The organism is Paraburkholderia sp. BL17N1 (assembly GCF_003634175.1).
Taxonomy (GTDB): domain Bacteria; phylum Pseudomonadota; class Gammaproteobacteria; order Burkholderiales; family Burkholderiaceae; genus Paraburkholderia.
Genome location: NZ_RBIW01000002.1, coordinates 2,282,142 through 2,302,294, shown reverse-complemented (window position 1 = coordinate 2,302,294; position 20,153 = coordinate 2,282,142). Strand labels below are relative to the sequence as shown.

The window sequence follows — 20,153 nt, the reverse complement described above, 5'->3', positions numbered from 1 at the left end:
GGTATGTTCGCTCAGACCGCCAGAGCCGGACCGAAACGTTTTTCAAGTAGCGCGCTCGCAATGCGAGCGCAAGCATGGCCGTCGCCATAGGGGTTGCCGCGTACGCTCATCGCCTGGTAGACGGTTTCGTCGCACAGCAGCTGCGATACGGTCTGGATGATTTTCTGCACGTCGGTGCCGACCAGTTTCACTACGCCCGCGTCGACGGCCTCCTGACGCTCGGTGGTTTCGCGCATCACCAGCACCGGCTTGCCGAGCGAAGGTGCCTCTTCCTGAGTCCCACCGGAGTCGGTCAGGATCAGATAGGCACGGTCCATCAGACAAACGAACGTCAAATAGTCGAGCGGTTCGATCAGATGAACATTGGCAATGCCGCGGAGAATCCGGTTCACCGGCTCGCGTACATCCGGGTTGAGGTGAACCGGGTACACGATGTCCACGTCGGGATACGAATTCGCGATCCGAGCCAGCGCCGTGCAGATACGCTCGAAACCGCCGCCGAAACTCTCGCGCCGGTGTCCCGTCACCAGAATCAGGCGCCGCCCTGGCGTCAGCAACGGGAGGTGTCGCTGCGCTTCGTCGCGTAGCCGCGTATCGCTTGCCAGTTGCTGCCGCACGTGCAGGAGCGCGTCGATCACCGTATTGCCCGTCACCACGATGCGTTCGTCCGGCACGTTCTCCGCTAGCAAATTCTGTCGGGCGCGCTCGGTCGGCGCGAAGTGCATCGCGGCAAGCACGCTGGTCAGCCGACGATTCGCCTCCTCCGGCCACGGAGACAGAAGCTCACCCGTTCGCAGGCCCGCTTCCACATGGCCGACGGGCACGCGCGGGTAAAACGCCGCGAGGCTGGCGGAGAAGGTTGTGGACGTATCGCCATGCACCAGCATCAGGTCCGGGCGGCAGTCCTTCAGCACATCCCGCATGCCGAGCAGGATGGAACTCGTCACGTCATAGAGATCCTAGTTCCGCTTCATCACATTCAAGTCGAAATGAGGACGGATCTGGAACAGGTTCAATACCTGATCGAGCATCTCGCGATGCTGGCCGGTTACGCAGACGAAGCAGTCAATTCCCTCGGCGTTCTTGAGTTGCCTCACGAGAGGCGCCATCTTGATGGCCTCAGGACGGGTTCCGAAGGTAAGCAGAATCCTCTTGTTCATTGGCGAGTGGTTGACTGGTCGCGCACCTGGAAGCGCCGCGACACGACTATCGTGGAAGACGCCGCGTGGCGCCGTGACTAGATGCTGCAATCCGTCTATGCGGATTTTTCGGCCCCGTATTCGGAGAACGCGCCGTACGCACTGGCCCGCTGCGGAACGTCGTTCAGCAGAACGCCGTCGACGGTATGGCCGCCGTTGCTAAGCTGACGCACGCTCTCCTGGAGCTCGGCCGCAGAGTGCCGTCCGTGACGAACGACGAGCAACGTCAGGCCCGCGTGCTTGCCGATCAGTACCGGGTCGGTAACGGCCAATACCGGCGGCGAATCAACGATGACCACGTCGTACTGTTTACTGAACTGTGCTAACAATTTGCCGAATGACTCACTCATGAGCATTTCGGCCGGACTCGATGCAACGCTGCCACTCATTAGTACGTCGAGGTTGGGCAGGACCTGGTAGTGCACCGCGCTTGACGGCTCGACTCCGCCGATCACGTCTGACAAGCCGGGTTTGCTCGGGAGCGAAAAGTATCTGTGCACGTCGCCTCGGCGCATGTCCGAGTCGACTAACAACACGCGTTTGCCGCCAGCCGATAGCACCGCTGCCAGATTCACCGAGAGAAACGACTTACCGACGTCGGGCCGTGGCCCCGTCAACATCACGATGTTGTTGTGCGAATTGAGCAAACCGAACTGCAACGCCGTTCTCAAGCTACGGATGCCTTCCACTGCCACGTCATCGGGTTGCGCCGCCGCGAGCACGTTCAATTCCGAGCGGCCGCCGCGAGCCGACGGATGCAACGTCCGCTGCCGCGCGCTTCGAGACACGATCGCGTACACCGGCACGCCGACCGCGCCTTCGATTTCCGACGGCGTCTCGAGTCCGCGATTCAAGGTACTACGCACGAATGCGATAGCGCATCCGAGCAGTACACCGATCAGGCCCGACAGCGCGATCACCAGCGCTTTCTTCGGTTTGACCGGTTTTTCGGCCACCTCTGCGTAGTCGACCGTGTGGACGTTGCCGAGTTGCCCCGCCTTCAGCACACGCAACTGCTGCGTGCTATCCAGCAGCTTGGTGTAAAGGTCGGTGTCGACCCGCACGTCGCGCATGAGGCGCAGCGCCTGTTGCTGCGTGCTCGGCAAAGCGGCGACTTTCTCGTTGAACGAGCGTTGCTGTTCCTGCAACTCACCGATCTGGGCGTCGATCGCCTGCACGGATGGATGTTCCGCCGTGTAACGCTGCGCGAGCGCGGAGCGTTGCTGCTGCAACTCGACCAGTTTGGTTTTGCTATCGACGATTGATTGCAGCAGAAGCTTGCCCTCTGCTTCCAGATCAACAGTGCCGTTCTGCGCGCGAAACGCGTTATATTTGGCCTCGGCCTCGTCCAGATCCGCGCGCAGTTGGGGAAGCTGGTCGGCGAGGAACTGCAGCATCTGCTGTGCTTGCGCGGACTTCCGGTCTACATTTCGCTGAACATAAATGCTCGCCACGCGATTCACGGTTGCGGCGATCCTTGCAGCATCCCCGCCTTCGAGCGAGACGGCGACGATACCCGACTGTTTGGCCTTCTCGCTAATGTCGAGTGCGGTCCGCAGATCCGCTGTCGTCAGTTGCGTCGAGGCCCTCGACAGATTGAACGACGTGCCAGCGCGCGCGACCATGCGGTCCACTCTCAACTGCACCGGCCCGAAACGGGTGACGCCCTGCTCCGCGATGCCCACGCGGCCGCGTAGCACCATATGCCCATCCGCATCGCGCAGTTCGAACCCCTGATCCGCGCCGACCATCAATTTGAAACGCTGATCGTAGAGCGCAGCTGGGACGTCGAATTGGGTCACGCCCAAAGCCTCTCCGCCCCAGGCGAAACTGCTCATTCCGAGGAAGGGACTCGCCGGACTGCCGGCGGGAGCCTGCCGTGCAATCAGCGCGCCGATCAGCGGAAATCGATGCGGCGTGGCATTGACATCGAGATGCAAACTCCGGACAGCTTCTTCGACCACCATTCGCGAACGGATCAGTTCGATTTCCGCGTCGGTCGAGGCCTTGCTCTGGAACAGCGACGCGAGGTCGCCTAGCTTGTCGTTGAGCGTATCGCTGCCGGGGTCGCTGTCGACCTGAATCATTACATCGGCTTTGTACAGAGGCGTGCCGAAAAAAGCATAGGTAATGCCGAGAAACAGCATTACCGCCGTGGTCAACACGATCAAGAGCCGATTCTCGCTCAGCAATGCGAAAACTTCGGATAGCGTTATTTCCTTTTCGCCCAGCGTGTCGGCCGAGCGTTCCCGATCAAGTAATTTCATGATTTAGTGCGTCAGTCTGATAATGTCGTCGCACCATTTCAGTACGCTGTGCTCGATTTGCGCGAAGGCCAGTTCAAAAATGACACGATGCCGTTGATAAGGATCCACAATATCGAGCTGCTCATGTTCGCCCAGACGAAAGACCTTTCCTCTTGCAGAAGGAAAACGATCGAGAATCAACGTGCGCTGGGAATTCGTCATGGCCAGCACGACATCCGCCGCGCGCACGTGTTCGTTGCTAAGCGCCTCGGCTACATGACCGCTGATGTCCACGCCGCGCTGGCATGCAACCTGAACCGCGAGTGGATCCGCGTGCCTGCCAACGAGGGCTCGCGTACCCGCGGAACTCACTGAGACAGCAGGCAGCGCCCGTTCAAGAACGGCCCGCGCAACCGGACTGCGGCAAACGTTCCCCTCACACACCATCAAAACCCCGGTCATTTCGCAATGACTCCCGCTGTCAGACCCGTGTTAATCAACGGCATCAACAGACTCAACACGCGATTGAAGCGAACAAGACCGCTACCATCCACGTACACCACGTCCTTCGGTTGCAATTCGAAATCCTTCGCAAGCAGCATCGCGACCGGTGAATGCGCGTCGAGGTGAAACACCTGCGGCGTCCCGGTCAGTGAGCCGCGGATCACGAACATCTGCGCGGCATCGGCGGTCGAAGCGTTCACACTGCCGGCCTGCGAAAGTGCATCGGCCAACGTCATGCGACCCGTTCGGCGTGGAATCGCCGAAACCGGTTTGTTGACTTCACCCATCACATACACGTCGTTCTCATCGCGCGAAACGACACGCAGCAGATCACCCGCCTGCAGAAAGAGGCGCGACGGGCTCAATCCCTGAGCGAGCATTTGCGTCAGATTCACGCGATAAGAGCGATCACCGCGCACCAGAACGAGGTCGCTCTGATCGGCCGCCTCACTGAACCCACCGGCGCGGCTGACAGCTTCGTAAAGCGTCATTGGCACATCGTTGACCGCCAGCACGCCCGGGCTATGCACTTCCCCGTCGACGTAAACTTCATGCGCGCGGTAGGAAGCCATCCGCACTGTCACCTGCGGCTTGACGAAGTACCTGGCAAGCGCACTGCTTAGCCGCTGCTGAATCTCTTCGGCGCGCAGGCCCGCAACATGCAGCGTTCCCGCATAGGGAAATGTGAGTGCACCGTTCTGGTCGACGACAAATCCCGCAAGCGGATCTCCCGGCCTCGCCGACGATTGGGTTTGCGAAGAGCCGAGTGCCGCAGCGAATTCCGGATGATCCCAAACGACGATCTGCAGCACGTCACCGGAACCGACCGTGTAGGCCTGGGGCGCTCCAGAGAGTAATTGCGAAACTTCAAGCTGCCGCTGTTTGCGGCTTTGTGCGAGCTGCGAAATCAGCGCAGCGTCGAGTTCCGTTATCGCGATGTCTGGCGTACCACTCGTTGCACTCGCCTTTTCGCCCGGCGCACCAATGCCGGCTTCCCCAGCCGTGCCAAAAGTGGCATACGTACCCGAGTGATCCTGCGGCTGAGACGTGTCCATCCTCATCCCCGGCGCCACCGAGCACGCACTCGCCAACAAACTTACCGCCGTCATCACGACCCCAAGCCTGAAGGCGGGTCTGGCCAGAAATACCGCTAACATCGTGTTCAACCTATTCAAACCAGCGTGCCGAGGCAACGCTCTCGCCACCCAACATCGGGCAGATGTAATCCATAACTCGTGGCGATCTCTGCCTTTCTATGCAGAGTATTGCCTCACAAAAACTCGCCGGCGTCACATCGCGAAACCGCATTTCAATACGCATTCCGATGCAACAACCCTCTCACCACCGTCGCCAGCACAATCCGCATATCCAACCCAAACGACCAGTTCCGCAAGTAATACAAATCGTGCTCAACTCGCGCCTGCATCTTCTCGACCCGATCCGTCTCACCGCGAAAGCCATTCACCTGCGCCCACCCGGTAATACCAGGCTTAATCCGGTAGCGATGGATATACCCATCGACAATTCCCCGATACTGATCATCGTGTTCGATCGCATGCGGCCGCGGCCCAACCACCGACATTTCCCCACGCAACACATTCAGAAACTGCGGCAACTCATCAAGGCTCGTGCGACGTAAGAACGCGCCGACACGAGTCACCCGCGTGTCTCCTCGCGTGGCCTGCAGAACCACACCTGGCTGCGCCGAGTGCTCGCGCATCGAACGAAACTTGTAAATGCGAAAGACGCGTCCGTCCGCACCCTTACGCCGCTGGGTAAACAACACCGGTCCCTTCGAAGTCGCCTTGACGGCAACCGCAATCGACAACATCACCGGCAACAAAGCCAGCAGCGCCACACTCGCGAACAACCGGTCGAAAGCCGCTTTCTGAACCAGCGCGTACGGTGTCATCGGCGAGGCCATCAGATTGATCGCCGGCGCGCCGATCAGGTCGACCACGTTTCGATCGAACATCGCAAGACTGCGCACATCAGGAATGAAGCGCAAATTAACAAGGTCACCACTGAATTCGTCGAGTACCTTCAGCACGGTGTCTTCTTCGGACATCGGCAGTGCGATCCACACCTCTTCGATCTGTTCACGGCGCACCCAGTCCGCGAATTCGCGCAGCCGCTCGAACGACGGCAAGCCGTCAAACCCGGACTCACTATCCTGTCGCGTGTTGAACGTGGCAACCGCCCGGAAGCCCGCATCCGGTGAACTCATGATGTTGGCGATCACAGCGTCGCGATGCGCGCCGGCGCCAACCACAGCAACCATTCGCAGATTCCGGCCGCCACGTCTCATCCGGCCGAGTACCGCATGCACCACCCACCGCGAAGCGACCAGCGCCGCAGCGGCGATCACGGTCCAACTCACGCACCAAAGCCGGGACACCGACGCAGCGCGATGAAGCAGGAACAACATCGCGAGCCCGCAGGCTTGCACGGCGATCCAGCCGAGCACCAGTTTGACGCTCAGCCGCCATTTCGAGCGGCCACGCCATGAGCCATACACGCCGAACCAGGGCAGCAGCAAAACAGCGAACGCAATATCGAGAGCGACGAAGGCGCCTTCGAGAATCGAATACCCTGAGCGAGGCATGAACAGCAGCGAGGCGAGCGCCGCCGACAACGCGATCAACGTCGCATCTAGCAGGCGCGCCAGCACGCTTTCCATCTCCGCCAAATCCCGGCCAGCGGTTTTACGAATCACCGTGTGCATGAGACCGGGCCTAGCGCGGAGCCGCCGATCCGACACCGCGCGACTCCCGCACAGACGTCACACGCAAGAACACAACGGGATAACTCACATCAAGCTTTGACTTCATGGCACCACTCTCAAAATTTCTTTCGCGATGCCACGTGCATGCGCAACTTCTCATAGAGGCCGCATTCTGCGCCCACGAAGATTGGAGAGGCTTAAGAGATTTCCGAATCGTTCGCGGCATTCGTCCGCCATCTCCCCTTGCCTTCCGATTCGGTCCGGTCCTGTCCTACGTTTTTTCGGGTGCCGCGCCACCCATAACCGATCCCTAATGCACCTCTCCACAAACTTTAACTATCCGCAATCGTCCCGCCCCCGTATGCTCGAACAATGACCTGCAACCGTGCACGGCAAGACACGGCATCGGGCAAGCGACTATTCATCGTCAGAGGAGCGGCATCATGAAGATCTGTGTCTTCGGAGCGGGAGCAATCGGCGGCTTGATGGGTGTGCAACTCGCACGCGCCGGTGCGGATGTGAGTTTCGTCGCGCGCGGTCCGCATCTCGCGGCAATGCGCGAGCACGGTGCGCGTCTGATCATGGACGGCGAGACGTTCAGCGCACCGGTGCGCTGCACGTCCGACCCGCGCGAACTCGGCGTGCAGGACTTCGTGATCATTACGCTCAAGGCGCATTCGCTGCCCGGCGTAGTCGATGCAATGCAGCCGCTACTCGGCAAGCACACGGCCATCGTCACGGGCGTCAACGGCATTCCGTATTGGTACTTCTATCAGCACGGCGGACGCTTCGCCGGCACGCGTCTCACCAGCGTCGACCCGGACGGCAGTCAATGGACCAAGCTCGGCCCCGAACGGGCAATCGGCTGCGTGCTCTACCCGGCTGCCGAAATCGTCGAACCCGGCGTCATCAAGCACGTGTACGGCAAGAAATTCCCGATCGGCGAGCCGAGCGGAGAACGCACGCCGCGCATTCAACAGTTGCACGAGATCATGCAGGCAGCGGGTTTCGAGGCGCCGATCCGCGACAATATCCGCGACGAAATCTGGCTCAAGCTATGGGGCAACCTGTGCTTCAACCCGATCAGCGCATTGACGCACGCCACGCTCGACGTGCTCACCAGCGACCCAGGCACACGCGCGGTATCGCGCACGATGATGCTGGAGGCCAAGCGCATTGCGGATCAATTCGGCGTGCACTTTCGCGTCGACGTGGAAAAGCGTATTGATGGCGCGGGCGCGGTCGGCGCCCACAAGACATCGACGCTGGTCGATCTGGAGAATCGCCGCCCGATGGAGATCGATCCGCTGTTGACCGTCGTGCAAGAAATGGGCCGCCTCGTCGCCGAGCCGACGCCGACTATCGATGTCGTGCTGGCGCTCATTAAACTGCGTGAACGGATGGCGTTGCAAGGAGATTGAGACTCGATAGAGAGCGCGCGATCAGAAATTCGTTCGCTCTCCCGCCTATCGGCAAAGGCAAACATAAAAGGATCGAACGCCATAACGCGTTCGATCCTTTTTTTACGCTACTGATCGATAGCGAGCCACACAGCCTTGGGCTCGGTGAAGTTCTCGATCGCGACGTCACCGTGTTCGCGGCCAAACCCCGAGTCGCCTGATCCTCCCCACGGCAGGCGCACATCGGTATATCCGTATGTGTTGATCCACACGGTCCCCGCCCTCAGATCCCGTGCAACCCGATGCACCCGGCCGATGTCCGCGCTCCACACGCCCGCCGCGAGGCTATACAGCGTGCCGTTTGCGATCCTGATCGCGTCGGCTTCGTCGTTGAAGCGAATCACGCTCGCCACAGGCCCAAATATTTCCTCCTGCGAAATGCGCATTTCATGCTCGACGTTGGCAAACACAGTCGGCTCGACAAAGAAGCCGCGCTCGCCCACGCGCGCGCCACCCGTGACGAGCGACGCGCCCTCTGAACGACCCGTTTCGACGTAGCCCAGCACCGTCTTCATCTGCGCGGCGGAGATGAGCGGCCCCATCGACGTTTCGCGCGACGACGGATCGCCGACCTTGATCGACTTCGCGCGCGCGGCGAGGCGCTCGACCACTTCGTCGTACACATCGCGATGGGCGAGAATGCGCGACCCCGCCGAACACACCTGGCCGGTATTGAAGAAGATGCCCGACGCCGCGGCGCGCACCGCGTTGTCGAGATTGGCATCCGGGAAAATCAGGTTGGCCGATTTGCCGCCGAGCTCTAGCGTGACGCGCTTGAAATTGCCGGCGGCGCCTTGCAGAATACCGCGCCCCACCGAGGGCGAGCCCGTAAACGTCACCTTGTCGACGCCGGGATGCGCGACCAGTGCGTCGCCGACCACCCGCCCTTTGCCCGTGACGATATTCAGCACGCCCGGCGGCACACCCGCTTCAAGCGCGAGTTCGCCGATGCGCAGCGCGGTCAGCGGCGTAATCTCCGCGGGCTTGACGATCAGCGTGCAACCGCACGCGAGCGCCGGCGCGATCTTCCACATGCCGATCATCAGCGGGAAATTCCACGGCACGATCGCGGCGACCACACCGACCGGTTCACGCAACGTGTAAGTCAACGCATCGGGGCGCACAGGCACGACCTGACCGTTGATCTTGTCGCACCAGCCTGCGTAGTATTCGAGCGTATCGATCGCGGCCGGAATATCCTGGCGCATCACCGCCGCGATCGGTTTGCCGGCGTCGAGGCTTTCGAGCGCGGCGAGTTCCTCGAGATTCGCGCGCATCAGGCCGGCGAGGCGCATCAGAATGCGGGCCCGCTCAGCGGTCCGAATACCGTTCCATACTTTCAACGCAGCGCGCGCGGCGCGCACGGCGGTGTCCACGTCGGCGGCGCTGCCTTGCGCAACCAGCGCGATCGGCTCTTCGGTGGCGGGGTTGATGTCGACGGAATATTCGCCGGTGCCGGGCGGCAAGCGCTTGCCGTCGATCAGCAGATCATGGCGCCTGAGGTCGGTTTCAGTTTCCATCATGAAGCTCCTTGCTTGGATGTTGCGTGGGCTGAGTGCGTGCGAGCCGCTTCGATTGAAAGACGCTAGGGCTCGTGGAGGACGGCGCCGTCGCGCGCAACGGTCGGCTTCGTCTGCATCTGCGAAGCGGACGGCGACACGTCGGTGGTCTGTGAAGGAGTGGAGAATTGCGCCCAGGCTGCTGCGGCGTTGGGTCGGAGGGAACGGTTGCGGCGATGCACGAGCAGTGTCGCCAGATTCATCGCGGGTGCGAGTGGCCGGCTGACCAATGAGGCGCCTATTGCTGGCCAATGCGTGTCGATTGGCAATATGCCGACGCCGAGGCCGAGCTCAACCATGCGCAGCACCGCCGCGACATGTCCGAGTTCCTGCACCGGCCGTCGTTTAACGCCGTTCGCGTTGAAGGCGAGTTCGAGCGCCCCACGCACACCTGTGTCTGCGTTCAGCGTGATGAGCGCCCATTCGTGCAACTCGCTCCATGCAACACTCGCGTGGCGCGCAAGCGGATGCGCAGGCGGCATCACCGCATGGAGCGGTGTCGTGAAAACCAGTTGCGCGTGCAACAGGTCGCCGGCAAGCGGCTCGGCCATCGAGACCACACCGAAGTCCACCTCGCCCTGTTCGACGCTCGCGAGCACGCCGCTTTGAGGCTGATCCCTGACGGAGACAGCTAGCTCAGGAAAAGCCGCCGCGCAGCGCGCGAGTCCCTGCGCCACCCAACTCGACGACAACACCGGATTGCTGGCGAGCACCACCACGCCGGTGTGACCGTCGTAAGCCGCCCGCTCTTCGCGCAGCGTGAGTTCAATTTCATCGAGCAGGCGGCCAATTCTTCGCTCGAGGCTCGCCCCTGCGTGCGTCAGTTCGACCTGGCGCGTGGTACGGTCGAACAGCTTTAATTCCACGGCTTCTTCGAGTTCGCGCACGCAACGACTCACCGCCGACTGTGTCAAGTCGAACTCACGCGCCGCGCGCGTAAAACTCCGCTCACGCGCGACGGCGACAAATACCTTGAGTTGCTGCAACGAAACATTCATGACGTCACTGCCGGGTGTGGGCCATTCACCTATTCTCCTGTCTGCTCAGGCCAATGGCTCAAGCGCGAAGCCTTGCCGTTGCCGGCAACGGCCAGCACACCTTGCGGCTCATTGTGCGTTTCGATCCAGCGCGAGCGCATCGGCGCGAGTATGAACTTCGCGGAAATGCCCGCGACGATCGTCACGACGGCGGAGACGATGAACACGAGATTCCATCCGCCCGTCGCCGACAACACCGACGCGATCGGTACCAGCAACGAAGCCGTACCCTTGGCGGTGTACAAGGTGCCGGCGTTGGCCGCGGCATATTTGCTGCCGAAGGTATCGGCACAGATCGCCGGGAAGATCGAGAAGATTTCGCCCCAGAACAGGAAGATCAATGCGGCGAACGTCATGAACGCGTACGGGTTAGTGCCGTATTGCATCAGACCGAGCAACGCCAGGCCTTCGCCAATAAAGATCACGAACATCGTGTTTTCACGGCCGAGTTTGTCGGAGATGAAGCCGCACAGCGGACGCGTAAAACCGTTGCAGACGTTGTCGATGGAAAGCGTGGCGGTCAGCAGCGGCAAGGTCATGCCGAAGAGCGTCATCGGGATGCGTGCGAGACCCCAGTCTTTCGCGATCGGACCGATCTGCGCGGTCGCCATCAAACCGCCCGCGGCCACGGCGACGAACGACACGTAGATCACCCAGAACACCGGCGTCTTGATCATCTGCCCCGGGGTGAAATCGACCTTCGACACGGCGAACTTCCTCTTCGGTGCGGCTTGCGAGCGCAAGTTCGGCTTCTTCAACAGCAGCGCAAGCGCCAGAATGCACCCGCCTTGCAGGATTCCGAAGAAGAAGAACGTATGCTCATAACCCGAACGCGTGATCATGTTGGCAATTGGAATCACCGTCACCGCAGCGCCCGCGCCGAAGCCCGCAGCGGTGAGACCCGCTGCGAGTCCGCGCTTGTCGGGAAACCATTTCAACGCGTTGCCCACGCACGTGCCGTACACGCCGCCCGCACCGATACCGGCGATGACCGCGGAGACGTACAGCATCGGCAGGGTCGTGATGTACGAGTTCATCACCCACGCAACGCCCGCGCAAATCGCGCCGCCCGCGACTACGGGCCGCGGTCCGAACCTGTCGACGAGCCAGCCTTCGAGCGGCACGAGCCACGTTTCAGTGAGAATGAAAATCGCGAACGCAAGTTGAATGGACGCTTCGCCCCAGTGATGCCGCGCGTTCATCGGCGTGACGAACAACGTCCACGCGTATTGAAGATTGGCCACCAGAGCCATGCACACCATGCCGATGACGAGTTGCCACCAACGGTTGCCCCAAAATGCGCGGCTCGTAGTCTGCTGACTGATATCGTCCATTCGCTTTGTCTCCACTATTTGTCTGGTGCAGCCGGCTGGCGTCCCGCAGGAAATCGCCCTGCAACGCGCCGTACTGTATGCGTCCCACCTTATGTTATGACCCGAAAAAGCCGCGCTCTTCGGGAATATCTGATATTTGCGTCTTTAATTCGCTGCTTTAAAAATAGATCGACTTAAATCATCTCTTTGTGGGAATTTCTTTATTCCGATCAATTAATGCCTTTAACCGCGAGGCGCCGGTTGTTTCGCCCATCAGGGCTCGCATCCAAGCGTTAACCCGAGTTTTTCGCCACGCGCTCCGGCGGCAATTCCGCTTTCTTATACAGAGCCATGCTAGGGTCATTGCTGAATTACTAATAATTAAAGTTTGTTATTATGTTGATTCACATTTGCTTATACATCGGTCATGACGATGCGGAATGCGACTCTGCGGCAACTGAAGGTTTTCGAAACGGTGGCGCGCCATCTGAGCTTCTCGCGCGCCGCCGAGGAATTGCACCTCACCCAGCCGGCCGTTTCCACTCAGGTCCGGCAACTCGAAGAACACGCAGGGCTGCCGCTGTTCGAACAACTCGGCAAAAAAATCTATCTGACGCCGGCCGGCACCGAAATGCTTCACTACAGCCGCGCGATCATCCAGCAGTTCCACGAAGTCGACGAAGCGATGAGTCAGCTCAAAGGCGTCTCCGGCGGCAAGCTGAATGTCGCGGTGATCAGTGCCGGCGACTACTTCTTTCCGCGGCTGCTGGCTGAATTCACGCGCCGTTACTCGGGCGTCGTGCTCAACCTCGCCGTGCACAATCGCGAGGAACTGCTGCATCAACTCGCTACCAACCAGACCGATCTGGCGGTGATGGTGCGTCCGCCCCACGAGACCGACGCGACCAACGAGCCGTTTGCGCCGCACCCGTATGTGATCGTGGCGGCGCCCACGCATCCGCTCGCCAATAAGCGCAACATCAAGTTCAGCCAGTTGGCGAACGAAGCGTTTATCGTGCGTGAGCGTGGCTCGGACACGTGGAATTCGATGGAAGAAGGCTTCGCCGGGCGGCTTGCCAACCTCAAGATCGCCATGGAGATCAAAAGCACCGAAACGATCAAGCAGGCCGTGATCGCGGGCATGGGTATCGCCTTTCTGTCCGCGCATACCATCAGCCTCGAATTGCAGCTCGGTCACCTTGTCGTACTCGATGTCGAGAGCTTTCCGGTCATGCTCAACTGGTACGTGGTGCATCGAAAGAACAAGCGACTGCCGCCGGTGGCAGTCGCCTTCAAACGCTTCCTGATGGAGGAAGGCGCGAATCTGATCGAGAAGATCACGCGCGTCAAGGAATTGAGCGTGTATAAGCAGTAGGCTATGAAGATCCAATGAAACTTTAACTATTGCAGATTCATCAGGACTTCTATGCTGCAAGCGAGTTCCATCACTCGTCTGCCCAGGAGTCCGGTCATGAATCACGCTTTGGTTGAGTCTCATCCCAGCGCACACACTGCCCGTGTTGCCGCGAACCATCCCGACGACGCCCACCTGAGCGCGTACAACGCCGCCTTCAGCGACCTCGGCCTGCGCTTCCGCTGGGACCGCGCCACCCTCGACGTCCTCAGGGAATTCAATAGCGAGGCGGCGCAGATCACTGCCTACATCGAGCGCTTTCACGCCCATTTGCATAGCGCGTACGACGCCGACTTTCTCGCTCAAATGATTCTGCACAAGAAGGCGCAGTACTTCAGCGAGTTCGCGTCGGCGGCCGAGTGAGGGTGTTCGCGGGATCACGGTGCCGCGACGCGACACACCCGCCCACCTGAAGGTGTGAGCATTCATGGCATTCGCCGTGTCGCAGCGCGAGCCGGCCGGCGGCGGTCGCACGCACGTTGCCGCACCTGGGCACTCACACCATTGCTGCCGTTTCGACGATACGGGTAGGCCGCCGTGCGTACGCAGTATGTCGTTATGTCGCGCAGCATCCAGCTCTGCTCTTCCCCGCCGCGCCATTCGATTCGTGCGAACAGCCCATGCTTGCCCATCGTCAGGCTATGACAGCGCGCGGCAAAGGCGAGTGTGCTCGAATCGTGACCATGCTCGTGGCTGTCGGAGTACTCGCGGCTGAGCATCAAATGTACGCCCATCGCACAAGCCAGCGCGCTCATCGCGAGGAGCGCGGCGAGTCCGAATGGCTGCGCCGGTTCGGTCACGAATCCGTAGCCAAGCCAGCCGCATAGTAACAGCGCAAACAGGTTGACGATGCCGTGCCCCGGACGCGCCACCACGCTGAGTTGCAGTGCGCCGCGCAGTTTGCAGAACGCGATGGCCGACGTGGCGAAGATCAGTGCGCCGATGAACACGGCGACACAGAGCTCGACGCGCTCGACATTCGCCTGCGCCGCCGACGACAGATAACGCGCGAAGCCGCCCGACATCACAGCGAGCCCCATACTGCTGGCCAACAGCGCAACGAGGCGCGGGCGCCGCGTCAAGTTGCGCCGACGCACCAGCCACGCGCCGAGCACCGCGCCCGCCACGGCTGCGCCGACCACGCCGTCGCTCGCGCCTATGCCGGCTGCGAAAAGACCGGCGAGCGCGGCGGCCAATGCGCCCGCATGCCAGTCAGGACGGCGCTTCGGTCGCCGTTCGAGCGGCAGTTGCCCGACAGCGGCAAGCGCAACGGCCAACACCGAAGCAAACACCAGGGCCAGCGAACACCAGACGGTACTGTCATACGCTAGCGGCATGCGTGCTCCTTCGTACCGGAATGCATGGGCGCGATCCCAACGGATCGCGCAATCGGTCAAGCGTTCAGACAGCGCCTGCCACGGCCGGCTCCGCGCCTGCGGCGGCGCCCGCGCGCACGGCGCTCAAGGTGTTGCTCAGCGTGCCGATCCCGTCGACCGTGACCGTTACTGTCGCGCCATCCTTGATCGAACCGACGCCGACCGACGTGCCGCACGCGATCACATCGCCCGGCTCGAGCGTGAGATCCTGCGAGATCAGACTCACCTGCTCGGCGGGCGAGAAAACCATGTCGGCGAGCGGATAGTTCTGCCGCTCCACGCCATCGAGCATTGTGATGAGATGTGCCTGCTGCCAGTCGAAACCGGAGACGATCGCCGGGCCGACACAGCAGAACGTATCGAAGCCCTTCGCCCGGCACCATTGCGGAAAGTGCGGATTCTCGTTCAACAGATCGGCCGCGGTGACGTCATTCACGAGCGTGTAGCCGAAAATCGCTTCGGCCGCCTCTTCGACACTCGCATCGCGGCAGCGCCGTCCGATCACAATGCCGAGCTCGCCTTCATAGGCGATCTTGCCGGCATAGCTGAGCGGCCGCCTGATCGGCTCACCTGAACCGATCACCGAACCCGCGGGCTTCAACAAGAAAAGCGGGTGCGCCGGCACCGGTTTGTCGAGCTTCGCCGCCAGCGCGTGAAAGTTGTTCCACAGCGCGACGATCTTGCCGGGCGCGCACGGCGCGAGCGGCGTCAGTGCGCGCGTCGACAGCACCGCGCCAGTCGGCACCGGGTGCTCCAGACCTTCATACTCGTGCAGATAGCCACCCTCCACACGGCCGAACACGACGCCGCCGTCGCTCGACATGAACCGCATCCATGTATCCATACGTCGCTCCCTGTTTACGTGGATCGGGCCTAGATCGCGCCGGCGGTGCGCAGCGCACTGACCTGCTCGGGCGAATAGCCGAGTTCGGCCATGACTTCGTCGGTATGTTCACCCAGCAACGGTGAGCGCGTGACCTCGGTCGGGCTGTCGGACAGTTTGATAGGATTGCCAACCGTCAGATACTTGCCGCGAGTCGGATGATCCACTTCGACAATCGTGCCGGTTTTGCGCAACGACGGTTCTTCGGCGATTTCCTTCATCGACAGAATCGGTCCGCACGGAATGTCGTACTTGTTCAGAATCTGCATGGCCTCGAACTTGGTCTTCGTCATGGTCCAGCGTTCGATCTCGGCGAAGATATCCTTAAGATGCGGCAGACGCGCGGCGGGCGTTGCATAGTTGGGATCCGTGGCCCACTCTTCCTTGCCGATCACATTGCAGATCTTCGCCCAAACCGGCGCCTGCGTGATGAAGTAGATATACGCGTTCGGGTCGGTCTCCCAGCCCTTGCACTTCAGGATCCAGCCCGGCTGACCGCCGCCCGACGCATTGCCCGCACGCGGCACCGCTTCGCCGAACTCTCCGTTCGGATACTGCGGATACTCTTTCATCACGCCGGTACGTTCGAGCCGCTGCTGGTCGCGCAGTTTCACGCGGCACAGGTTGAGCACGCCGTCCTGCATCGCGGCGAGTACGCGCTGACCGCGTCCGCTGTGTGTGCGCTGATAAAGCGCCGTGACGATACCGAGCGCCAGATGCAAGCCGGTGCCGCTGTCGCCGATCTGCGCGCCCGTCACGACCGGCGGGCCGTCGTCGAAGCCGGTGGTCGAGGCCGCGCCGCCCGCGCATTGCGCGACGTTCTCGTAGACCTTGCAGTCCTCGTACGGCCCAGGACCGAAGCCTTTTACCGACGCGACGATCATGCGCGGATTCAGTTCCTGAATCCGCTCCCACGTGAAGCCCATGCGGTCCAGCGCGCCTGGCGCGAAGTTCTCGACCAGCACGTCGCATTTCTGGATCAGCGCCTCGAGCACCTGCTTGCCTTCAGGATTCTTCGTATCGATCGTGACGGAGCGTTTGTTGTGGTTAAGCATCGTAAAGTAGAGGCTGTCCACATCGGGAATATCGCGCAGCTGCTCGCGCGTGATATCGCCCGCGCCCGCCCGCTCCACCTTGATGACATCCGCGCCGAACCATGCAAGCAGTTGCGTGCAGGTAGGCCCGGATTGCACATGCGTGAAGTCGAGAATGCGCACACCGTCGAGTGCTTTGCTCATGTCCTGTCTCCTGTGTCGACCAAGGCTTGCGCATCAGCGCCTTACTCTGGTCCTGAGCAACGTAGTTGTTGAAAGGGCGTCTACTTGTAACTTCCTGGCAATTTCGGTGCGTTCTCCGCGGCGCTGACTATGTATGCGGCTTGTCTTCGCGGCAAAAAACGTTGGCGCTGTCGCTTGATGCGAGCGAGACACCGGCATCGGCATCGGCTTGCGGTCCGCATCTTTTGATATATCACATACCATATTTTTCAGACCGTCAAGCGAGGTTTATCCCGCATTGGCCGGGAAGCCACGCGCCGCCTGCGTTCGACACAAATAAAAAAGGCCCGCGGTGGCTGCGCCGCGGGCCTTTCCTGTCCTACATCCATCAAACGGCGCCTCGCGAGGCCGCCGCGTCAGTCCAGAAAATCGCAATTCGCCTCGACGAACGCCGCCAGATCCAGCGAATGCTGACGGGTGAGACGCTCGGCCAGTTCGGTATCGCGCTTCTCCAGCGCTTCGATAATGCGCAGATGATCGACGATCGAGCGCGATGCGCGGTCGCTCTGCGAAATGGTCATGCGGCGAATCGCGCGCACGTGGATGAAGATGTTCTTGATCGTGTCGAGAATGATCTGCGACTTGGACAACTCGACAATCGCCTGGTGAAACGCAATATTGGCGTCCGAATACTCGGCGATGTGTTCAGCCGGCGTCGCGTCGCGGAAGTTGTCGAACATGTGGCGCAGACGGGCGATCTCCTCGTCCGTGGCGTGCAGCGTGGCAAGACGCGCCGCCATGCTTTCGAGCGCGGCCCACATCTGGATCATCTCGACGATTTCACGCTTGCTCTTGCGCACGATATAGATGCCGCGGCGCGGCACCATGCGCAGAAAACCTTCCTGTTCGAGCAGCGTCATGGCCTCGCGCACCGGCGTGCGGCTAACGCCGAGCGACTCGCTCAGCACCCGCTCGTCGAGACGGATTTCGTCACGGTTCTGATAGATGTCCGCGTCGGCAATGGCCTGGCGGAGCATCGCATACGCCTGATCGCGCAAGCTCGCGCTCGCGCCGATCGGCTGCAATGACAACGTCAACGGTGTGGCCACTGCTTCAGTTTGAAGTTCTGACGACATTCATCGCCTCTTGTTGAACATGCGCACGATACGGTCTTGCTACTGCCACGCGTTGCTCGCCCAAGCCGACGAAGCGGCCATGTTGCGCTGCAAGCTGCGCGACCGGCTGCGGAATCCAGCGGGTCAACAGCACAGTGGCGGCAGAGCCTAAACCGACAACAGCAATGGCAAACAGCGAGAGAGGAACAACTTCCATTTGTAACTCCGAATGATTGAGTGAAGGAATAACTCAATCATATGCTGCAATGCCGCAAAAATCAATATTCCGTATGTAGTATATCAGTCGCTGTTGTTTTTAGGATTATCTGCTCACGGTAGCACGGGCCGCTCCGGGGTGTTCGGCCAAGCGGGCCGACGTGGCAAAAGATGCCGAAGTCCGGCTGCCGTCCCGTGAGAATCCGGTAGCTTATTCCGGACAACGCCACCATCAGGCCGCGATTCGACAGATTACGGTCGTGTTTCATCAGGCAAACGCCATATGTATTTGCATCTCATATTGCCAAGGGCTTAATCGCCCCCTATCGTTCGACGAAGTTGATTTCGTCGCGAATCCGAGCACGCCATATGCAATGAAAATACATATATTGGCGGCATCGAAAACCGCAATTTTTACGCCACAAGACCTAAAGCATTCTTGTGCAAGGCCGATAACAACTAATTCGTCACCGGGAGACCGACCATGAGCAGCATCACCGAGCCGAGCGGGAATTCAGGCTCCGCCCCCTTCTTTTCCAAGCAGGCCACCGTCGCGAAGCCAGGCTTTTCGCGCTGGATGGTTCCGCCCGCGGCCCTTGCCGTTCACCTCTGCATCGGCCAGGCGTACGCCTTTTCCGTGTTCAACGGTCCGTTGACAAAAGTCATCGGCATCACGCAATCGACTGCTGACGACTGGTCGCTGACCTCGCTCGGCTGGATCTTCTCGCTGGCGATCGTGTTCCTCGGTTTGTCGGCGGCCTTCGCGGGCAAGTGGCTCGAACGCGTCGGCCCGCGTCGCACGATGTTTACCGCCGCATGCTGCTTCGGCGGTGGATTCCTGGTTTCCGCGCTCGGCGTATATCTGCATCAGATCGTGCTGCTCTATCTCGGCTACGGCGTGATCGGCGGAATCGGGCTCGGCCTCGGCTACGTGTCGCCGGTGTCCACGCTGATCCGCTGGTTCCCGGATCGCCGCGGTATGGCGACCGGCATGGCGATCATGGGCTTCGGCGGTGGCGCGATGATCGCCGCGCCGTTGTCCGTGGCGTTGATGAATCACTTCCGCAGCGCGACCAGCATCGGCGTGGCCGAAACGTTCGTCGTGCTCGGCATTGCGTATTTCATCTCGATGACGATCGGCGCACTCGCGATCCGCGTGCCGCCGGCGGACTGGAAGCCGGCCGGCTGGACGCCGGGCGCCACGAATCAGAACAAGATGATCTCGCGCAATCACGTGCATATCGATCAGGCGTTGAAGACGCCGCAGTTCTATCTGATCTGGCTCGTGCTGTTCCTGAACGTGACGGCCGGCATCGGCATTCTCGGCCAGGCCTCGGTGATGATTCAGGAGAGCTTCAAGGACACGGTGTCGGCAGCCGCGGCGGCCGGTTTCGTCGGCCTGCTGTCGCTCTTCAATATGGGCGGCCGTTTCGTGTGGGCGTCGGCGTCGGACTGGATCGGCCGTAAGAACACGTACTTCATCTTCTTCGCGCTCGGCGCGGTGCTGTACTACCTCGTGCCGGGTTTCGCGGCGTCGGGCCACATCGCCCTTTTCGTGCTCGCCTACTGCGTGATCCTGACGATGTACGGCGGCGGCTTTTCGACCGTGCCGGCTTATCTCGCCGACATGTTCGGCACGGCGTTCGTCGGCGGCATTCATGGGCGTCTGCTGACGGCGTGGGCCGCGGCGGGCGTCGCCGGTCCGGTGCTGGTGAACTACATTCGCGCTTATGAAGTCGCGCAAGGCGTCGCCAAGGCGGACGCGTACACGATGACCGTTCACATCATGGCCGTGCTGCTGGTAGTGGGCTTCGTCTGCAACCTGCTGATCAAGCGTGTGGACGACAAGCACCACATGACCGACGCACAACTCGCCAAAGGCGCTTAAG

16 protein-coding genes and 1 pseudogene are annotated in these 20,153 nt (G+C 60.9%); 4 read left to right on the top strand and 13 right to left on the bottom strand.

Features of this window, described 5'->3' with window-relative positions; translation table 11 throughout:
* Positions 1 to 11: 11 nt before the first annotated feature.
* From wecB to B0G82_RS30185, 5 genes and pseudogenes are all read right to left on the bottom strand, one after another.
* Positions 12 to 1,160, bottom strand: a pseudogene (wecB, locus tag B0G82_RS30205) (UDP-N-acetylglucosamine 2-epimerase (non-hydrolyzing)).
* Between the two features lie 95 nt (positions 1,161 to 1,255).
* Complete coding sequence (locus B0G82_RS30200; RefSeq protein WP_121310005.1) at positions 1,256 to 3,466, bottom strand: polysaccharide biosynthesis tyrosine autokinase; 2,211 nt, start codon at positions 3,464 to 3,466, stop codon at positions 1,256 to 1,258.
* A 3-nt stretch (positions 3,467 to 3,469) separates the two neighbouring features.
* Positions 3,470 to 3,892: a low molecular weight phosphotyrosine protein phosphatase gene (locus B0G82_RS30195; protein WP_241975028.1), complete on the bottom strand. Its 423-nt coding sequence runs from the start codon at positions 3,890 to 3,892 to the stop codon at positions 3,470 to 3,472.
* An 11-nt stretch (positions 3,893 to 3,903) separates the two neighbouring features.
* Positions 3,904 to 5,058 (bottom strand): polysaccharide biosynthesis/export family protein, encoded by a 1,155-nt coding sequence (locus B0G82_RS30190; protein WP_121310003.1) that lies wholly within the window; start codon positions 5,056 to 5,058, stop codon positions 3,904 to 3,906.
* A gap of 200 nt (positions 5,059 to 5,258) precedes the next feature.
* Positions 5,259 to 6,674: an undecaprenyl-phosphate glucose phosphotransferase gene (locus tag B0G82_RS30185; protein WP_121310002.1), complete on the bottom strand. Its 1,416-nt coding sequence runs from the start codon at positions 6,672 to 6,674 to the stop codon at positions 5,259 to 5,261.
* A 443-nt stretch (positions 6,675 to 7,117) separates the two neighbouring features.
* On the opposite strand from B0G82_RS30185, the gene B0G82_RS30180 reads away from it, so the two are divergent.
* Complete coding sequence (locus B0G82_RS30180) at positions 7,118 to 8,095, top strand: 2-dehydropantoate 2-reductase (RefSeq protein WP_116122033.1); 978 nt, start codon at positions 7,118 to 7,120, stop codon at positions 8,093 to 8,095.
* 107 nt (positions 8,096 to 8,202) lie between these two features.
* Here the strand turns inward: B0G82_RS30180 and B0G82_RS30175 are convergent, their stop codons facing one another.
* The 3 genes from B0G82_RS30175 to oxlT form a co-directional block, all read right to left on the bottom strand.
* Positions 8,203 to 9,654 (bottom strand): aldehyde dehydrogenase family protein, encoded by a 1,452-nt coding sequence (locus tag B0G82_RS30175; RefSeq protein ID WP_116122034.1) that lies wholly within the window; start codon positions 9,652 to 9,654, stop codon positions 8,203 to 8,205.
* 65 nt (positions 9,655 to 9,719) lie between these two features.
* Positions 9,720 to 10,691, bottom strand: a complete 972-nt coding sequence (locus tag B0G82_RS30170; protein WP_121310001.1) for a LysR family transcriptional regulator — start codon at positions 10,689 to 10,691, stop codon at positions 9,720 to 9,722.
* A 29-nt stretch (positions 10,692 to 10,720) separates the two neighbouring features.
* Complete coding sequence (gene oxlT / locus B0G82_RS30165) at positions 10,721 to 12,064, bottom strand: oxalate/formate MFS antiporter (RefSeq protein WP_116147771.1); 1,344 nt, start codon at positions 12,062 to 12,064, stop codon at positions 10,721 to 10,723.
* A gap of 406 nt (positions 12,065 to 12,470) precedes the next feature.
* On the opposite strand from oxlT, the gene B0G82_RS30160 reads away from it, so the two are divergent.
* The gene (locus tag B0G82_RS30160; RefSeq protein ID WP_012427868.1) at positions 12,471 to 13,418 is read left to right on the top strand and encodes a LysR family transcriptional regulator; all 948 of its coding nucleotides are present in this window, start codon (positions 12,471 to 12,473) and stop codon (positions 13,416 to 13,418) included.
* Between the two features lie 96 nt (positions 13,419 to 13,514).
* The gene (locus B0G82_RS30155) at positions 13,515 to 13,820 is read left to right on the top strand and encodes a hypothetical protein (RefSeq protein ID WP_121310000.1); all 306 of its coding nucleotides are present in this window, start codon (positions 13,515 to 13,517) and stop codon (positions 13,818 to 13,820) included.
* 62 nt (positions 13,821 to 13,882) lie between these two features.
* Here B0G82_RS30155 and B0G82_RS30150 read toward each other — a convergent pair whose 3' ends face one another.
* The 5 genes from B0G82_RS30150 to B0G82_RS30130 all read right to left on the bottom strand — a co-directional run bounded on the left by B0G82_RS30150 (position 13,883) and on the right by B0G82_RS30130 (position 18,265).
* Positions 13,883 to 14,794 (bottom strand): NAD(P)(+) transhydrogenase (Re/Si-specific) subunit beta, encoded by a 912-nt coding sequence (locus tag B0G82_RS30150; protein WP_116147767.1) that lies wholly within the window; start codon positions 14,792 to 14,794, stop codon positions 13,883 to 13,885.
* 64 nt (positions 14,795 to 14,858) lie between these two features.
* On the bottom strand, positions 14,859 to 15,677 hold the full coding sequence (locus tag B0G82_RS30145; RefSeq protein ID WP_116147765.1) for a fumarylacetoacetate hydrolase family protein: 819 nt from the start codon (positions 15,675 to 15,677) through the stop codon (positions 14,859 to 14,861).
* Between the two features lie 29 nt (positions 15,678 to 15,706).
* Positions 15,707 to 16,954: a formyl-CoA transferase gene (gene frc / locus B0G82_RS30140; protein ID WP_106282483.1), complete on the bottom strand. Its 1,248-nt coding sequence runs from the start codon at positions 16,952 to 16,954 to the stop codon at positions 15,707 to 15,709.
* A gap of 395 nt (positions 16,955 to 17,349) precedes the next feature.
* On the bottom strand, positions 17,350 to 18,069 hold the full coding sequence (locus B0G82_RS30135; RefSeq protein ID WP_121309999.1) for a GntR family transcriptional regulator: 720 nt from the start codon (positions 18,067 to 18,069) through the stop codon (positions 17,350 to 17,352).
* Positions 18,047 to 18,265: a hypothetical protein gene (locus tag B0G82_RS30130; protein ID WP_106282484.1), complete on the bottom strand. Its 219-nt coding sequence runs from the start codon at positions 18,263 to 18,265 to the stop codon at positions 18,047 to 18,049. The genes B0G82_RS30135 and B0G82_RS30130 overlap by 23 nt, the downstream gene beginning before the upstream one ends.
* A 483-nt stretch (positions 18,266 to 18,748) precedes the next feature.
* Between B0G82_RS30130 and B0G82_RS30125 the strand changes: the two genes are divergently transcribed.
* Complete coding sequence (locus B0G82_RS30125; protein ID WP_116147763.1) at positions 18,749 to 20,152, top strand: OFA family MFS transporter; 1,404 nt, start codon at positions 18,749 to 18,751, stop codon at positions 20,150 to 20,152.
* The last annotated feature ends 1 nt before the right edge of the window (position 20,153 follow it).

What these genes read in the sequence shown, in the direction of transcription:
- B0G82_RS30175 (WP_116122034.1), bottom strand. Translation starts at nt 9,654, where the DNA reads ATGGAAACTGAAACCGACCTCAGGCGCCATGATCTGCTGATCGACGGC.
- B0G82_RS30135 (WP_121309999.1), bottom strand. Translation starts at nt 18,069, where the DNA reads ATGTCGTCAGAACTTCAAACTGAAGCAGTGGCCACACCGTTGACGTTG.
- oxlT (WP_116147771.1), bottom strand. Translation starts at nt 12,064, where the DNA reads ATGGACGATATCAGTCAGCAGACTACGAGCCGCGCATTTTGGGGCAAC.
- B0G82_RS30185 (WP_121310002.1), bottom strand. Translation starts at nt 6,674, where the DNA reads ATGCACACGGTGATTCGTAAAACCGCTGGCCGGGATTTGGCGGAGATG.
- B0G82_RS30145 (WP_116147765.1), bottom strand. Translation starts at nt 15,677, where the DNA reads ATGGATACATGGATGCGGTTCATGTCGAGCGACGGCGGCGTCGTGTTC.
- B0G82_RS30170 (WP_121310001.1), bottom strand. Translation starts at nt 10,691, where the DNA reads ATGAATGTTTCGTTGCAGCAACTCAAGGTATTTGTCGCCGTCGCGCGT.
- B0G82_RS30200 (WP_121310005.1), bottom strand. Translation starts at nt 3,466, where the DNA reads ATGAAATTACTTGATCGGGAACGCTCGGCCGACACGCTGGGCGAAAAG.
- B0G82_RS30150 (WP_116147767.1), bottom strand. Translation starts at nt 14,794, where the DNA reads ATGCCGCTAGCGTATGACAGTACCGTCTGGTGTTCGCTGGCCCTGGTG.
- B0G82_RS30195 (WP_241975028.1), bottom strand. Translation starts at nt 3,892, where the DNA reads ATGGTGTGTGAGGGGAACGTTTGCCGCAGTCCGGTTGCGCGGGCCGTT.
- B0G82_RS30190 (WP_121310003.1), bottom strand. Translation starts at nt 5,058, where the DNA reads ATGACGGCGGTAAGTTTGTTGGCGAGTGCGTGCTCGGTGGCGCCGGGG.
- B0G82_RS30155 (WP_121310000.1), top strand. Translation starts at nt 13,515, where the DNA reads ATGAATCACGCTTTGGTTGAGTCTCATCCCAGCGCACACACTGCCCGT.
- B0G82_RS30130 (WP_106282484.1), bottom strand. Translation starts at nt 18,265, where the DNA reads ATGGAAGTTGTTCCTCTCTCGCTGTTTGCCATTGCTGTTGTCGGTTTA.
- frc (WP_106282483.1), bottom strand. Translation starts at nt 16,954, where the DNA reads ATGAGCAAAGCACTCGACGGTGTGCGCATTCTCGACTTCACGCATGTG.
- B0G82_RS30125 (WP_116147763.1), top strand. Translation starts at nt 18,749, where the DNA reads ATGAGCAGCATCACCGAGCCGAGCGGGAATTCAGGCTCCGCCCCCTTC.
- B0G82_RS30160 (WP_012427868.1), top strand. Translation starts at nt 12,471, where the DNA reads ATGACGATGCGGAATGCGACTCTGCGGCAACTGAAGGTTTTCGAAACG.
- B0G82_RS30180 (WP_116122033.1), top strand. Translation starts at nt 7,118, where the DNA reads ATGAAGATCTGTGTCTTCGGAGCGGGAGCAATCGGCGGCTTGATGGGT.